The sequence below is a fragment of the Mitsuaria sp. RG genome, assembly GCF_028369275.1.
GTDB lineage: Bacteria > Pseudomonadota > Gammaproteobacteria > Pseudomonadales > Pseudomonadaceae > Aquipseudomonas > Aquipseudomonas peradeniyensis.
Genome location: NZ_JAQMYQ010000060.1, coordinates 1 through 14,733, shown reverse-complemented (window position 1 = coordinate 14,733; position 14,733 = coordinate 1). Strand labels below are relative to the sequence as shown.

Below are 14,733 nucleotides of genomic sequence, written 5' to 3'. Positions count from 1 at the left end.
CCATGCGTATCGCTTTCATCGGCCTGGGCAACATGGGCGCGCCCATGGCCCGCAACCTGATCAAGGCCGGGCACCAGCTCAACCTGTTCGACCTGAACAAGGCCGTGCTGGCAGAACTTGCCGAGCTGGGCGGCCAGGTCAGCACCTCGCCCAAGGACGCTGCCGCCAACAGCGAGCTGGTGATCACCATGCTGCCGGCCGCCGCCCATGTGCGCGGCGTGTACCTGGATGAAGAAACCGGCGTGCTGGCCGGCATCCGCCCCGGCACCCCGACCGTGGACTGCAGCACCATCGACCCGCAGACCGCCCGTGAGGTCTCCAAGGCCGCGGCGGCCAAGGGCATCGACATGGGCGATGCGCCGGTTTCCGGCGGGACCGGCGGCGCGGCAGCCGGCACCCTGACCTTCATGGTCGGCGCCAGCGCCGGGCTGTTCGCCACGCTCAAGCCGGTGCTGGAGCAGATGGGCCGCAATATCGTGCACTGTGGCGAGGTCGGCACCGGGCAGATCGCCAAGATCTGCAACAACCTGCTGCTGGGCATCTCGATGATCGGCGTGTCCGAGGCCATGGCCCTGGGCAATGCGCTGGGCATCGACACCAAGGTGCTGGCCGGGATCATCAACAGCTCCACCGGGCGTTGCTGGAGTTCGGACACCTACAACCCGTGGCCGGGCATCATCGAGACCGCCCCGGCTTCGCGCGGCTACACCGGCGGCTTCGGTGCCGAGCTGATGCTCAAGGACCTGGGGCTGGCCACCGAGGCCGCGCGCCAGGCGCACCAGCCGGTGATCCTGGGGGCAGTGGCCCAGCAGCTGTACCAGGCCATGAGCCTGCGCGGCGAGGGTGGCAAGGATTTCTCGGCGATCGTCGAGGGGTACCGCAAGAAGGATTGACGAGCGAGTGGACTTGATCGCGGGCCGGGTGGCCCTTCCCCTTGTAACTGCGCACCTTGGGGAAGGGTCATCAGGTTCGCGATTTTTTTATGACCAGCTGTGGGGGGCGTGGGAGCGGGCTTGCCCCGCGATGGCATCTGCTCGAGCAGTGATGTCTTGTGGCAGTACGCATCGCGGGGCAAGCCCGCTCCCACCGAGTCAGGCGAAGACGAAGTATTTACGCACCGTCTCGACCACTTCCCAGGTCCCCTTCATCCCCGGTTCGATCACAAACACATCGCCCGCCTTCAGATGCTTCGGCTCTTCACCCTCAGGCGTGACGATGCAGTAGCCATCGAGGAAATGGCAGTACTCCCACTTCTCATAGTTGACCTCGAACTTGCCTGGCGTGCAGATCCAGGTGCCCATGATCTTGCTGCCGTCAGCGGACAGGTAGGCGTTGAGGTTGACGGTGTGCGGGTCGCCGCCGATGCGCTTCCACTTGGTCGCGTCGACCACCGGGGTCGGGCAGGTTTCGCGCAGGACGGTGATGAAATCGGACATGGCGTGGCTCCAGGCAACAGGTGAGATGACGCATCACCATAGGGCCATTGCCAGGCGGGCAGTTGCCTGGGCTCGACGCCCAGCTGTCTGCCTGCGCTATGCCGGGATATGGGCCTTGCAGTAGTGAATAAATGCAGCCACCGGCTCAGGCCAGGCCGTCAATTGCTCCGTGGTCTCGCCCCGGTAGGCGTCCCGGGCATTGGCCAGCACGGGCCGGTGGACCTTGGGCAGCTGCGGTAACAGCCAGTCGGCAGCGACATCCTTGGCCGCGATTTCACCGGTCGTCAGGCTGTACCAGATACGCGCAAGGGCCAGGACCACGGTGCGCTCGTCGCCGCTCCAGTCCTCGGGGCTGTTCCATTGCGCGAGGGTGTCGTGGAAGGCCCGGGCCAGGTCGGCAGCCGGAACGGGGTCGAACCATTGCGCGGCGGCCGGGCCAAGCAGGTTGATGCTGTGCTGGCGGGCCTTGGTCAGCAGGATGGCCAGGTCGGGGTCGAGTTGTGCAGGTTCCAACTCACCGGCCAGCAACGCCTCGCGCAGCCATTCGCCGAATTGCAGTTCACGCCGGGCCGGATAGTGCCAGGGGTGAGTGTGGTCACGAGCCAGCACTGTCACCTCGAGCGCCCGCAGATCAGGGCGACTACCGGGACGGGCCGAGACCGTGAGCAGATCGAGCATCAGTGCTTGACGCGTCGCAGGGGGCAGGGGACTTGCCACGGTTACCAGCAGGTCCAGGTCGCTCTCCGGTTTCAAGCCACCGGAGACCGCAGACCCGTAAAGATGGATGGCCAGCAGTTGATCGCCCAGGTGCCGTGTGAGGATCTGCCGGGCGGCGGACAATTGCGCGTCGATCATGCTGTATGCCTCACGCCCACCAGTAACGCACGAAGTGGAAGAATACCGGCGCGGCGAAACACACCGAGTCCATGCGGTCGAGCATGCCGCCGTGGCCTTCGATCATGTGGCCCCAGTCCTTCACGCCGCGGTCGCGCTTGATTGCCGACATCACCAGCCCGCCGAAGAAACCCATGGCGTTGACGGTCAAGGCCATCAGCGCCGCCTGCCAGAAGGTGAACGGGGTGATCCAGCACAACAGGGCGCCGACCAGGGTGGCCAGCGCCACGCCGCCGAGCAGCCCTTCGAGGGTTTTCGACGGCGACAGGTTCGGCGCCACCTTGCGTTTGCCGAACAGCTTGCCGCACACGTACTGCAGCACGTCGCTGATCTGCACCACCAGGATCAGCCAGGCGATCAGCAGCAGGTTGCGGCCCTCGTAGCCGGGGATGTCCAGGGTCATCAACGCCGGCACCGACGACACGCAGTACACCGCGATCATCAGGCCCCACTGCACCTTGGAGGCGCGCTCGAGAAAGCGCGTGGTGTCGCCGCCGAAACTGGCCAGGATCGGCAGCAGCAGGAACAGGTACACCGGGATGAAGATGCTGAACAACCCGTACCAGTCCATGGCGATAAGCAGGTACTGCACCGGCAGCGCCACGTAGAACGCCGCCACCAGCGCTGGATAGTCGCTGCGTCGGGTCGGGGTGAGGGTCATGAACTCGCGCAGGGCATAGAACGACACGCCGTAGAACAGCACGATCACGCCGTACTTGCCGAACAGGAAGGCGATGCCGATCACCAGCACCATCACCCACCAGGCGTTGATGCGCGCGTTGAGGTTGTCGATCACCGCATGCGGGGCGGGGCCGGCGCGCCATTTGAGCAGGCGGCCGATCAGGCTGGCGAGCAGCAGCAGGGCGCCGATGCCGGCGAACAGCGACAGGGTGTTGTGATCCATCTCAGGCTTCCTTCGGGGCCAGGTTCAGCAGGGCCTGGCGGGCCCGCTCGAGAAAGGCGTGCTTGCCCTCGTCCGGCTGCAAGTGCAGCGGCTCGCCGAAACTCAGGGTGCACAGCAGCGGCAGCGGCAGGGCGCGGCCCTTGGGCATGACCCGGTTGAGGTTGGCGATCCACACCGGCACCAGCTCGACCTGCGGGTTGGCCGAGGCCAGGTGGAACAGGCCGCTCTTGAATGGCAGCAACGGGTCGTCGGTCAGGTTGCGCGTGCCCTCCGGGAAGAAGATCAGTGAATCGCCCTGGGCGAAGGCCTCGAGCACCGGTTGCAGCGGGTTGCCCTCGCCCGTGCCGTGCTGGCGGTCGATCAGCACGCCGTTGAACACCTTACGGATCAGGAAGTCGCGGATCCCCGGCTTGCACCAGTAGTCGGCGCCCGCCACGGGGCGGGTGCGGCGGCGCAGCGGTTCGGGCAGCGCGGCCCACAGCAGCACGAAGTCGCCATGGCTGCTGTGGTTGGCGAAGTACAGGCGCTGCACCGGTTGCGGTGTGCAGCCCAGCCACAAGGCGCGGGCGCCGGTGATCAGGCGGGCGGCGGAGGTGATGACGAAGGCGGTCAGGCTGGCGAGCATGGCATTGGTCTTATCCGGTGAAGGGGAGGGTCAGCAGCAGCGCGACCTGCAGCGCCAGGCACAGGGCCTGGCGACGCAGCAGGGCCAGGGCGGCCCGACTGCGGGTCGGCCAGTCGCGCGGGTCGCTGGGCGCAGGTTTGAGGCGCAGGTCGAACAGGGCGTGGTCCAGGGCCTGGGTATCGGCAGGCAGGTCGCCGCTGGCGCCGAGGCGGGCGAACAGGTCGGCATCCAGGGCGACGCGTATAGCCCAATACTTGTGGACCAGGCCGAGCAGCAGCAACAGGCCGCAGAGCAGATGGGGCAGTGGCGCCAATGGCAAGCCGAGCAGCGGTGCCAGGGTGCAGGCCAGGGCCAGCAGGGTCAGGCCGTCCGACAGGCGCTCCAGCTGACGGCCTCGGGCGAGCAGGCTGGCGACGAGAAACAGCCTCATGGCTGGGCCTCCAGATGATGCAATGCCAGGCGGTGGGCCGGGTGCAGGACCACGCCGGGGCGCGCCTGGCGAATCAGCGCCTCGGCTTGTTCGGCACTGGCACAGCGGCCACTGAGCAGCAGCCAGGCGGCGACGGCGCTGGCGCTGCGCGAGTAACCCAAGGCGCAGCAGACCAGCACCGGGCCTTGTTGCTGGAGGTGTTCGATGGCCTTGGCGGCCTGTTGCAGGATTTCCCGGTCTGGGGCAATCAGGTCCAGGGTCGGCAGGCTCTGGTAGTCCTGTGGCGTTTTCAGCGCCTTCATCGCGGGGCAAGCCGCGTTGTGGGAGCGGGCTTGCCCCGCGATGCTCTGTTGAGGGACAGCAAGACAGGGCAGTTCCGCGCTCAGGTCGACAATCGCCGCGAACGCGGACGCTTCAGTGCGCCCCGGAACTCTGCCGAGATATACGCCATCGGCCACCTCATCCGCCTGCGGATGCCGCCAGGTCCATAGCCGAGAATTGACCCAGGCGCCCAGCAGATACGGCGCCAGCAGCCAGGTGGCGGCCACGGACAGCTGCCCGTCGGCGCCTTTCTGGAAACCTGCGGCGCCGAACAGGGCATAGTTCAGCGCCACCAGCAGCAACGACAGCGCCGGCCACAGCAGCCACAACCCGCCACCGCCGATCTTCATTGCCAGTAGCCCCAGCACGGCCGCGCCGAGTCCATAGCGCAGTGTCAGGCGCCAACGTTTCGGATCGCGCGCCAGGTGTGCCTGTCGCCAGGGCAACGGGCCGCTGTGTGGCCACAGCCACAGGCAGACGAACCCCGCCAGCGCCCCGGTCGGCACGTCAATGAAATGATGCTGCCAGGTGGTCAGCACCGACAGGCCGATCAGCCCCATCCAGCCATGCAACACCCAGCGCCAGGCAGGATGCCGCGTATGCCGGGCGAACATCGTCCAGATGATCACCAGCAACGCAATGTGCAACGACGGCGCCTGGTTGTACGGTTTGTCGAAACCCATCAGCACATCGAACAGCCAGCCGAACAGCCCCGACAGTTCGGGACGCTCGAAGGTGAAGCGCAGCGGCCAGAGCAGGAAACAGGCCACGCAGACCAGTTGCGCCGTCAGCAGGGCCAGGGCATGACGGTCCATCTCCGAACGCGAGCGCGGCAGCAGGAACGACAACCCGTACAGCAGGTCGATCGACCAGTACGGGATGATCGTCCAGGGCCACAGCGGCACCTGCCGCTCCCAGGCGAACACCAAACTGCCGATATCCTCGCGGCCGGCGGTGTAGGTATTGGCCAGGCCGTAGCTGAGAAAGAAGAACGGCCCGAGCAGCAACAGCCACAGGACACCACGACGGACCAGCCCGGCTTCACGGCCCATCAGCGCACCCGCTGCGCCAGGCTGACGCTGAAGATGCCCCACTCGTCGATGCGCTGGGTGATCTTGCGAAACCCTGCCGCTTCCACCAACTGGTCCATCTCCGCCTGGCTGCGCCGACGCATCACCCAGGCCTGGCCGCCACGGTGGCTGGTCAGGGCGCGGGCGATCATTTCCAGCTGCGGGTGCCAGGGCTGCCCGGTGTAGACCAGATAGCCGCCGTCCTCTACCGCGTCGGCGAGTCCCGCCAGCGAGTTGCCGACCAGCTCGTTGCTGGGGAACAGTTCGTAGAGGCCCGAGACCACCGCCAGTGTCGGATGCGGGGTGAGAGCGGCCAGGCTCTGGCGGTCGAAGGCATCGCCCTGGACGAAACGAGCGATCTCGGCCAGGCCCTTTTCGCTGATCAAGGCATTGCCCTGTTGCACGTTCAGTTCGCTGTAGTCGCGCAGCAGGATCGAGTCGGGCAGCTGTTGCAGGCCCTGCAGCGCCTCGAGGATGTAGCGGCCATGGCCGGCGGCGATATCGACGATATGCACCGGGCGCTGCTGTTCACGCAGGCGGGCGATGGCCAGGCGCAGCAGTTCCTCGACATTCAGCTTGCGCTGGCGGATGCCACGCCAGCCGATGGCATCCAGGTAGTTGCGGTCGATCAGCTCGCCCAGCTTGCCCTTGCCGGTCGGGGTGTTGCGGTAGATGTAGTCGAGGGTGGAGCCTGAGTCGAAACCGGTGTCGAAGCCCAGCTTCACCCCTTCGGAAAAGCCTTTGCCCAAGCGCAGGCTGGCGCGGGTGGCACGCCAGTAGAGGTCGCGTGGCGAATGGCGCGGCAATGGCGCGGCCAGGCTCTCGGCCTCGGCGCAACTGGCGCCGCTCTTGTCGGCATCGAGCAGCGAGGGCTGCGCTTGCGGAGCGTCGAAGCAGTGCGCGACGAAGCGCTCGATCCGCGCCAGGGCATGGGCGCGGTCGCGTTCGCCAAGGGTGTCGTGGAAGAAGCCGGGGAGGATGTGCTTCTCTTTGCGTGCGCTGCCCAGGCGGTCGAAGAACTGCTCCTGCGGCTTGCGCTCGACCACCAGGTCGGCGCCGGAAATCAGCAGCTGCGTCGGCACCTGGATCGCCTGGGCATCGGCGACCACGCGGTCGGCGGCGTCGTACAGGCCCAGCAGCATGGTGACGGAGATGGGCCGGCTGATCAGCGGGTCGGCGACATAGGACATGACCCGTTCCGGGTCGTGGGTCAGCAGGCGCGGCTTGACGTAGCTGTTGACGAAGAAGTTGCCGCGCAGGGCCTTCATAAGCTTCAGCCCGGGGCGGGCGAAAGGTACGTAGAGCTTGACCTTGAAGGCCGGCGAGGCGAGCACCAGGCAGCGTACCCGGGGCGCATAATCGTGGGCCCAGGTGGCGATCAGTACCGCGCCGACGCTTTGTGCCAGCACCACCATGTCGGCCTCGGCGATGCCGTGCTGCGCCTGGATGTGCTCGATGAAGGTCTGCACGTCGCGCACGCTGGTGGCGAAGCTCGGGCTGTCGCCGCGAGCCCCCGGTGACTGCCCATGACCACGGGCGTCCCAGGCGAAGAAGTCGTAGCCGGGCATATCCAGCTCATCGGCCAGGTGGGCCATGCGCCCGCCGTGCTCGTGGCCGCGATGGAACATCACCACGGCCCGGCGCGGCTGGTGTTCGTTGCGCGTGGCGGGCCAATGACGATAGTGCAGCTCGACGCCGTCATGGGTGCAGAAGTGCAGCGATTGCGCTTGGCGCATGGCGAATATCCTTGTCCGGCAGCGAGGGGCTCAGCGGGTTTCGGCCAGGCCGTGGCGAACCCGGTTGTAGAGGGTATAGAGCGAGAGCAGCAGGATGACCAGCAGCAGGCCGTTGATCCAGGTCGCGGCCAGCAGCCCGAACCCCACGCCGGTGCCCAGCACGCCGAAGGCAAAGGCTCGGTCGCTCTTGCCCATCGGCCCGTCGTAGCGGCGCGATGCGCCGGCCAGCGGGCCCATCACTCCGGCGTACTCGCTGATCACGGCGAACACCACCACCAGCACTACCAGCGTCGGCGAAACGCCTGGCAGCAGGGCGAAGGGCAAGTAGAGGGCGGAGTCGGCGATCACGTCGCACAGTTCATTGAGGTAGGCGCCGAGTTTGGACTGCTGGCCGAACTCCCGGGCGAGCATGCCGTCGACCGCGTTCAGCGCCATGCGCAGCAGCATCCACACCGGGATCAGCAGGAACAGCCAGGTGACCTGGGGCAGCCAGGCCAGCAACAGGCCCAGCAGGACGGAAACCGCAGCGGCGGTGACCGTGACCTGGTTGGCGGTGATGCCGCGATCGAACAGGCGCTGGACGGCAGGGCGCAGCAACGCCTGGAAGCGGGGTTTGAGCTGGTAGATCGATGGCACGGTGAATTCCCTGTCGTGGTGCGGCATGGACGCGATTGTGGGGAATCAGGCCCAGGGGCGGCAAGGGGGGCGTAGCGGAGTTGTGAGGACGGCGAGGTAATCGAGGTGGCCTTTGTCGGCGTTGATCGCGGGGCAAGCCCGCTCCCACACTGTTCCCCGCGAAGGCAGGGTAGTGCAATAGGCAGGGCAATTTCCTAAGGAACAACACGCAACCCATTGATTTGGCTTGGCCCTGTGGGAGCGGGTTTACCCGCGAAGAATCCAGCGCGGTGTATGGCCCCGGCTTCGCCGGGCGATCTCCTACAGACTTGGCGCAATTGTTGTAGGAGCGGGCTTGCCCCGCGAGGGGCCGCACAGCGAGTTTAGGTACTCGGCTGTAGTTCATTTCCGAAACTTGTTTCACTGCCGCCTGGCACATTGCGAGGGTGCGGCTGAACGTTCTAGTTTCGCGGTTCACCGACCGGAAACGCTGCCCGGCAGATGCCCAACCATGGCAGCTCGACAAAACGAGAGAGCCGATGAACCTACTTGTTGTCCTGCACAAGTCCCGTGAGACCTATTACGGTGTCACCATCCCCGATGTACCTGGCTGTTTTTCCGCAGGCGCCACGGTCCCCCAGGCACTGGAGAACGTTCAGGAGGCGCTGGCGCTGCATTATGAAGGGCTGGTGGCCGATGGCGCGCCCCTGCCGCAGGTGCAGGAAATGGATGCGCATGTGGACAATCCAGAGTATGCAGGCGGCCTCTGGGCGTTGGTGGACTTCGACGCAACGCCGTACCTGGGGACGGCGGTACGGTTCAGTGCGACGTTGCCCAGGAACTTGTTGCAACGAATCGACGATAGGGTGAAGCAGGACAATCGCTACGCTTCACGCTCCGCATTTCTGGCTTCAGCGGCGCTGCGCGAACTGGCTGTGGTGTCCTGAGCCTGCGCGCCCCGGTCATATTCAGACAGGCTCGGCCAAGCGATCGACCAGCACGGCGGCGTACCCCGGCAATGCGCTGAAATCCCGCGAGCAGAGGAGCAAATGGCGATTGGCCCAGTCCTCTCGCAGGGCAACCCAACGCAGCGGCAGGACGCCTTCCCAGCGCCGAACCGAGGCCAGTGGCACCACTGCCACGCCGGCCCCGCCCGAGACCATGCGGATCACCCCATCGAACCCTTCCGCACGAACCCGCACCTGCATGCGCCTTCCCTGGCGTAGCGCCTGTTCCTCAAGGTGCAACGCGAGGGCGCTGTTGGCGCCAAGCCCCACATACCCATGGCCCAGACTCGCGTTGAAACCTGCCTCATCATGGGCGTCCAGCGGATGTCCCCGGGGCATTACCAGCACCAGCGGATCATCGCGAAACGGCCGTGTTTGCAGATGTTCGCAAGGCGCGGCGCTGGAAATGATGCCCAGGTCCGCCATGCCCTGGGTGATCGCCTGGACGATGCCAAGGCTCGGCAACTCCTGGATATCGACACTTACCCCCGGGTGCTCGACCAGATAGCTGGCCAGCAACTCCGGCAGGTACTCGGTCAGTGCAGCCGTGTTGCACAGCAGGCGTACCTGTCCTTGCAGGCCTTGAGCGTACTGTCCCAGGTCGTATTGCAGGCGTTCCAATTGCCGGGCAATCAGCCGCGCATGCTGCAGGAGCGCCTGGCCGGCAGGTGTGGGCTGTACACCGCGGCGGTTGCGGGTGAGCAGGGGGATGCCCAACGAAGCTTCCATGGCGCGAATGCGGGCACTGGCCGCTGGCAGCGACAGGTGACTGCGTCGGGCACCTTCGGTGATGTTGCCGCTCTCGAGGGTATGCTGGAACAGCTTGAGATCGATCAGGTCGAAATGCATCTGCCTCTGTCCTGGAAAGAGTCTGCCTGAGTATATGGCAGATTTTCAGCGCGCCGGCCGCACGGCAGGATGACGCCATGAATACCTTCCTGGCGTTTTATCAGAGTATCGGGCCTGCAATTTCACTGCTGGTGATCATGACCTTCTTCCTGGCTGGCGCGGTCAAGGGGGTGATCGGCCTGGGGCTGCCTACCATTGCCATGGGCTTGCTGGGCCTGGCTATGTCTCCGGCGCAGGCAGCGGCGCTGCTGATCGTGCCGTCGACCGTGACCAACCTGTGGCAGCTGGCGGCAGGCGGTCACTTGCTGGCGCTGCTGCGGCGCCTGGGAGGGATGTTGTCGATGATCTTCATCGGCACCCTGTTGGGCAGCGCCTGGTCAGGTATCGACAGTGGCCCGTGGGCAGCCCATGGCTTGGGCGCTGCGTTGCTGATCTATGCCCTTTACGGCCTGGCCGGCCCGGGCTTGCGGGTGGCGCCTGGGCGGGAGCGTTGGCTGGGCCCCGCCTGCGGGTTGCTGACGGGCGTGGTGACGGCGGCCACCGGGGTGTTCGTGATGCCCGCAGTGCCCTATTTGCAAGGTCTTGGCCTGAGCCGTGAGGAGATGGTCCAGGCATTGGGGCTGTCATTCACCGTCTCGACCCTGGCGCTGGCGGTTGGCCTGGCCGGTCAGGATGCCTTGGGTGGCCAGGCCTTGGGCGCTTCGTTGCTGATGCTGGCGCCCGCCTTGCTGGGCATGTTCGCCGGTCAGTGGCTGCGCGGGCGGATCAGCGCAGCGCTGTTCAAGCGCTGCTTCTTCATCGGCCTGGCGCTGCTGGGCACGCACCTGTTGATCAACGGTTAGCGGACGAAGCGCTGAGCATGTCGATCATCTGGATATCAAAGTCGCGCTCCAGGTAATCCATGCGCTTTTCGAAGAACGCGGCCATATGCGGCAGCGCCGAGTGCACGTCCAGGGCCGTCTTGCTGGCCCAGACCTCGAAGAACACGAACAGGCTAGGGTCTTCCTTGTCGCGCAGCATGTGGTACTCGATGCAGCCCGGCTCCTGGCGGCTGGGCTCGACGTAGGGACGGAACAACTGCTCGAAGGATTCGGCCTGTTCCGGGCGGGTCTTGGCTTTGAGGATGAAGGCGTATTGCTCGCTCATGGCAGATCTCGGTGAGTGAAGAGGGTGAGCAGATTCTAAATCAACAATATGTTTGCCATTCGTGATTAACAGGCAAATGTATTTTGCCCTGAACCCGCTGTTTCCCCGCCCCGTGAGTGCCTAACCTGCCGGCAACTTCACTTACAGGGCTGACCCTCCCATGAAAAAGATCCTCCTGCTCAACGGTGGCAAACGCTTCGCCCACTCCGACGGCCGCCTCAACCAGACCTTGCACGATGCCGCGCTGGCTCACCTGGACCGTGCCGGTTTCGATGTGCGGGAAACTTTCATCGACGGTGGCTACGACGTCCAGGCCGAAGTGGAGAAATTCCTCTGGGCCGACGTGGTGATCTACCAGATGCCCGGTTGGTGGATGGGCGCGCCCTGGACGGTGAAGAAATACATCGACGAGGTGTTCACCGCCGGGCACGGCAGCCTGTACGCCAACGATGGCCGCACCCGCTCCGACGCCTCGCAGAAGTACGGCAGCGGTGGCCTGGTCCAGGGCAAGCAGTACATGCTGTCGCTGACCTGGAACGCGCCGCAGCAGGCGTTCGACGATCCGAGCGATTTCTTCGAGGGCAAGGGCGTGGATGCGGTGTACTTCCCGTTCCACAAGGCCAACCAGTTCCTCGGCATGAGCGGGTTGCCGACCTTCCTCGCCGTCGATGTGATGAAGCGGCCGGATGTGCCGGCGGCGCTGGCGGCGTACGTGCAGCACCTGGATGAGGTGTTCGGCAAGGCCTGATCGCTCGCCTCTGTAGGAGCGGCCTTGTGCCGCGAAAGGGCCGCAGTGCGGCCCCAGGTTTTCGTATACCTGACAACTTCAATGGCGCAGCGTAGCCCTTTCGCGGCACAAGGCCGCTCCTACACGGGGCAAGTTGCTTGCACGTACGTTGATCAACAGCTATCAATCACGGCATTCTCCAATCAGGTCCTTTCGTGTGAAAACTCGCTCCGAAGAACTCCAGGTCTTCGTCGCCGTCATCGACAGCGGCTCGATCTCCGCCGCCGCCGAGCAGATCGGCCAGACCCCATCGGCCGTCAGCCGCACCCTGTCGCGGCTGGAGGGCAAGCTGGGCACCACCTTGGTCAACCGCACCACCCGGCGCATGGACCTGACCGAGGAAGGGCGCTTCTTCCTCGAACGCGCACGGTTGATCCTCGAGCAGATGGACGACATGGAAGAGCGCCTGTCGATGAACCGCCAGACCCCGTCCGGGCGCCTGCGCATCAACGCTGCCGCGCCGTTCATGCTGCACGCGATCCTGCCGTGGATCGGTGAGTTCCGTCGGCAATACCCCGGCATCGAGCTGGAACTGAACACCGACGACCTGATCATCGACCTGCTGGAGCAGAGCACCGACGTGGCCATTCGCATCGGCGAGCTGTCCGACTCCAGCCTGCATGCCCGCTCGCTGGGCTGCAGCCCGGTGCAGGTACTCGCCAGCCCCGATTACCTGGCGCGGCACGGTACGCCGCAGAAGGTCGAGGATCTCGACCAGCATTGCCTGCTCGGTTTCAGCTCCCTGGAATCGCTCAACCGCTGGCCATTGCGCCACGCCCAGGGCGACCATTGGGCGATCCGCCCGCAGCTGCTCGCCTCCAGTGGCGAAACCCTGCGCCAGCTGGCCATCGCCGGTGAAGGCATCGTCAGCCTGTCGCACTTCATGACCCACGAGGATATCCGCGCCGGCCGCCTGCAGGTACTGCTCGGCGAGCACAACAACGGCTATCGCCAGCCGATCCACGCGGTCTACTACCGCAACACCCAGCTGGCCCTGCGCATCCAGTGCTTCCTCGATTTCATCCAGAAAAAGCTGGCCGCCTACGCCTGCTGAGTTGCCTGAACGCGACAGTGTCTGCCCATCGGCGGCGCGATCCTGCAATGGTGTTTGCTTAGTCGGAGGGCTTCGGCCTTAATGACTGATCAACAAAAACAACACCAAGGAAGTGCGCATGCGTATCGTCATGTTCCAGCCGCTGGCCCTCGGGGTCGCGATCCTGAGCTGTTCCTCCGCCTTTGCCGTGACGCTGGAAGGCGGCGCGGTGGCCGCGCCTGATCAATATGGCGCACAGGTGGCCGCCGATATCCTCAAGAAAGGCGGCAACGCGGTGGACGCCGCCGTCGCCACCGCCTTCACCCTGGCCGTGACCTACCCCGAGGCCGGCAACATCGGCGGCGGTGGTTTCATGACCCTGTTCGTCGACGGCAAGCCCTACTTCCTCGACTACCGCGAAGTGGCGCCCAAGGCCGCGACCAAGACCATGTACCTGGACGACAAGGGCGAGGTGATCGAGAACCTCAGCCTGGTCGGCGTACGCGCCGCCGGCGTGCCGGGCACGGTGATGGGGCTGTGGGAGGCGCACCAGAAGTTCGGCAAGCTCAAGTGGAGCGAGTTGCTGACGCCGGCCATCGGCTACGCGCAGAACGGCTTCAAGATCGCCCAGAAGCAGTACCAGTACCGTGACGACGCCCAGGGTCTGTTCAAGACCGCCACCAACTTCAACGACTACTTCGGCCACATGAAGGTCGGCGAGCTGTTCAAGCAGCCGGAACTGGCGCAGACCCTGGAGCGCATCGCCGACAAGGGCGTCAGCGAGTTCTACCAGGGCAAGACCGCCGACCTGCTGGTGGCGCAGATGCAGGCCGACAAGGGCCTGATCACCAAGGATGACCTCAAGGACTACAAGGCCGTGTGGCGCGACCCGATCGCCATTGGCTGGCGCGGCAACGTGGTCTACACCGCGCCGCCGCCAAGCTCCGGCGGCGTCGCCCTGGCCCAGCTGCTGGGCATCAAGGAAGACCGCGCCGCGGACTTCAAGGGCGTCGAGCACAATTCGGCCAAGTACATTCACCTGCTGGCCGAGATCGAGAAACGCGTGTTCGCAGATCGCGCCGACTACCTCGGTGACCCGGCCTTCACCAAGGTCCCGGTCGACCAGCTGGTGGCCAAGGACTACCTGGCCAAGCGCGCCGCCCAGGTCAACCCGAACGCGATCTCCGAGACCGACAAGGTCAAGCCGGGGCTGGAGCCGCACCAGACCACGCACTTCTCCATCGTCGACAAGCAGGGTAATGCGGTGAGCAACACCTACACCCTCAACCTCGACTACGGCAGTGGCGTGGTGGTCAAGGGCGCGGGCTTCCTGCTCAACGACGAGATGGACGACTTCAGCGCCAAGCCGGGGGCGGCCAATGCCTTTGGCGTGGTCGGCGGCGACGCCAACGCTATCGCGCCGGGCAAGCGCATGCTTTCGTCGATGAGCCCGAGCCTGGTGACCCGCGATGGCAAGGTGGCGCTGGTGCTGGGCACGCCGGGTGGTTCGCGGATCTTCACCTCGATCTTCCAGGTGATGAACAACCTGTATGACTACGGCATGCCGTTGGAGAAGGCGGTGGCGGCGCAGCGTGTGCATCATCAGTTGCTGCCCAAGGACACGATCTACTTCGACAGCTATGCGCCGCTCACCGGCAAGGTGGCGGACGATCTGAAGAAGATGGGCTACGTGCTGGAAGACCAGGGTTGGGAGATGGGCGATATCCAGGCGATCCGGGTCACCGGGGAGAAGCTGGAGACCGCTTCCGATCCGCGTGGGCGTGGGGTGGGGATGATCGTCAAATAAGGCTGGGGTGAAATGATCGCGGGGCCACCCCCCCCCCCCCCCCCCGGGGGGGGGGGGGGGGCCCCCCCCCCCC

General features: G+C 65.4%; 16 protein-coding genes. 6 read left to right on the top strand and 10 right to left on the bottom strand.

The features are described 5' to 3' along the window. The first annotated feature begins 2 nt into the window (after positions 1-2). Positions 3-893 carry a 3-hydroxyisobutyrate dehydrogenase gene (mmsB, locus tag POF53_RS23625; protein WP_232855752.1) on the top strand — a complete coding sequence of 297 codons (891 nt, stop codon included), beginning with the start codon at positions 3-5 and terminating at the stop codon, positions 891-893. 198 nt (positions 894-1,091) lie between these two features. On the opposite strand, the gene POF53_RS23620 is transcribed toward mmsB, so the two are convergent. The 8 genes from POF53_RS23620 to POF53_RS23585 all read right to left on the bottom strand — a co-directional run bounded on the left by POF53_RS23620 (position 1,092) and on the right by POF53_RS23585 (position 8,052). Continuing rightward, positions 1,092-1,436: a cupin domain-containing protein gene (locus POF53_RS23620; protein ID WP_023631693.1), complete on the bottom strand. Its 345-nt coding sequence runs from the start codon at positions 1,434-1,436 to the stop codon at positions 1,092-1,094. Positions 1,437-1,532: 96 nt separating this feature from the next. Beyond that, on the bottom strand, positions 1,533-2,291 hold the full coding sequence (locus tag POF53_RS23615; protein WP_203650439.1) for an aminoglycoside adenylyltransferase family protein: 759 nt from the start codon (positions 2,289-2,291) through the stop codon (positions 1,533-1,535). Between the two features lie 10 nt (positions 2,292-2,301). Further along, positions 2,302-3,234 (bottom strand): phosphatidate cytidylyltransferase, encoded by a 933-nt coding sequence (locus tag POF53_RS23610; RefSeq protein ID WP_232855751.1) that lies wholly within the window; start codon positions 3,232-3,234, stop codon positions 2,302-2,304. A 1-nt stretch (position 3,235) separates the two neighbouring features. Then, the gene (locus tag POF53_RS23605) at positions 3,236-3,859 is read right to left on the bottom strand and encodes a lysophospholipid acyltransferase family protein (protein WP_232855750.1); all 624 of its coding nucleotides are present in this window, start codon (positions 3,857-3,859) and stop codon (positions 3,236-3,238) included. 10 nt (positions 3,860-3,869) lie between these two features. Next, complete coding sequence (locus POF53_RS23600; protein WP_232855749.1) at positions 3,870-4,289, bottom strand: hypothetical protein; 420 nt, start codon at positions 4,287-4,289, stop codon at positions 3,870-3,872. Continuing rightward, the gene (locus tag POF53_RS23595) at positions 4,286-5,662 is read right to left on the bottom strand and encodes a phosphatase PAP2/dual specificity phosphatase family protein (protein WP_232855748.1); all 1,377 of its coding nucleotides are present in this window, start codon (positions 5,660-5,662) and stop codon (positions 4,286-4,288) included. Before POF53_RS23595 ends, POF53_RS23600 begins: the two co-directional genes overlap by 4 nt. Next, positions 5,662-7,416, bottom strand: coding sequence for a bifunctional alpha/beta hydrolase/class I SAM-dependent methyltransferase (locus POF53_RS23590; RefSeq protein ID WP_232855747.1), 1,755 nt, complete (start codon positions 7,414-7,416; stop codon positions 5,662-5,664). The genes POF53_RS23595 and POF53_RS23590 overlap by 1 nt, the downstream gene beginning before the upstream one ends. A 30-nt stretch (positions 7,417-7,446) precedes the next feature. Then, positions 7,447-8,052 (bottom strand): CDP-alcohol phosphatidyltransferase family protein, encoded by a 606-nt coding sequence (locus tag POF53_RS23585; protein WP_203650449.1) that lies wholly within the window; start codon positions 8,050-8,052, stop codon positions 7,447-7,449. A gap of 518 nt (positions 8,053-8,570) precedes the next feature. Here POF53_RS23585 and POF53_RS23580 point away from each other — a divergent pair. Continuing rightward, positions 8,571-8,978 carry a type II toxin-antitoxin system HicB family antitoxin gene (locus POF53_RS23580; protein ID WP_203650451.1) on the top strand — a complete coding sequence of 136 codons (408 nt, stop codon included), beginning with the start codon at positions 8,571-8,573 and terminating at the stop codon, positions 8,976-8,978. 21 nt (positions 8,979-8,999) lie between these two features. Here POF53_RS23580 and POF53_RS23575 read toward each other — a convergent pair whose 3' ends face one another. Continuing rightward, positions 9,000-9,887, bottom strand: a complete 888-nt coding sequence (locus POF53_RS23575) for a LysR substrate-binding domain-containing protein (protein ID WP_232855746.1) — start codon at positions 9,885-9,887, stop codon at positions 9,000-9,002. A 77-nt stretch (positions 9,888-9,964) separates the two neighbouring features. Here POF53_RS23575 and POF53_RS23570 point away from each other — a divergent pair, with 77 nt between their 5' ends. Further along, positions 9,965-10,729 (top strand): sulfite exporter TauE/SafE family protein, encoded by a 765-nt coding sequence (locus POF53_RS23570; protein ID WP_232855745.1) that lies wholly within the window; start codon positions 9,965-9,967, stop codon positions 10,727-10,729. Here POF53_RS23570 and POF53_RS23565 read toward each other — a convergent pair. After that, the gene (locus tag POF53_RS23565) at positions 10,719-11,033 is read right to left on the bottom strand and encodes a putative quinol monooxygenase (RefSeq protein ID WP_232855744.1); all 315 of its coding nucleotides are present in this window, start codon (positions 11,031-11,033) and stop codon (positions 10,719-10,721) included. The two genes, POF53_RS23570 and POF53_RS23565, sit on opposite strands and share 11 nt — an antisense overlap. A gap of 160 nt (positions 11,034-11,193) precedes the next feature. Here POF53_RS23565 and mdaB point away from each other — a divergent pair, with 160 nt between their 5' ends. The 3 genes from mdaB (at position 11,194) to ggt (ending at position 14,660) form a co-directional block, all read left to right on the top strand. Beyond that, the gene (gene mdaB, locus POF53_RS23560; RefSeq protein WP_232855743.1) at positions 11,194-11,781 is read left to right on the top strand and encodes an NADPH:quinone oxidoreductase MdaB; all 588 of its coding nucleotides are present in this window, start codon (positions 11,194-11,196) and stop codon (positions 11,779-11,781) included. 196 nt (positions 11,782-11,977) lie between these two features. Beyond that, the gene (locus POF53_RS23555) at positions 11,978-12,874 is read left to right on the top strand and encodes a LysR family transcriptional regulator (protein ID WP_203650468.1); all 897 of its coding nucleotides are present in this window, start codon (positions 11,978-11,980) and stop codon (positions 12,872-12,874) included. A gap of 130 nt (positions 12,875-13,004) precedes the next feature. Further along, entirely contained in the window at positions 13,005-14,660 is a 1,656-nt protein-coding gene (gene ggt / locus POF53_RS23550; RefSeq protein ID WP_498969688.1) for a gamma-glutamyltransferase, read from the top strand. Positions 14,661-14,733 lie beyond the last annotated feature (73 nt).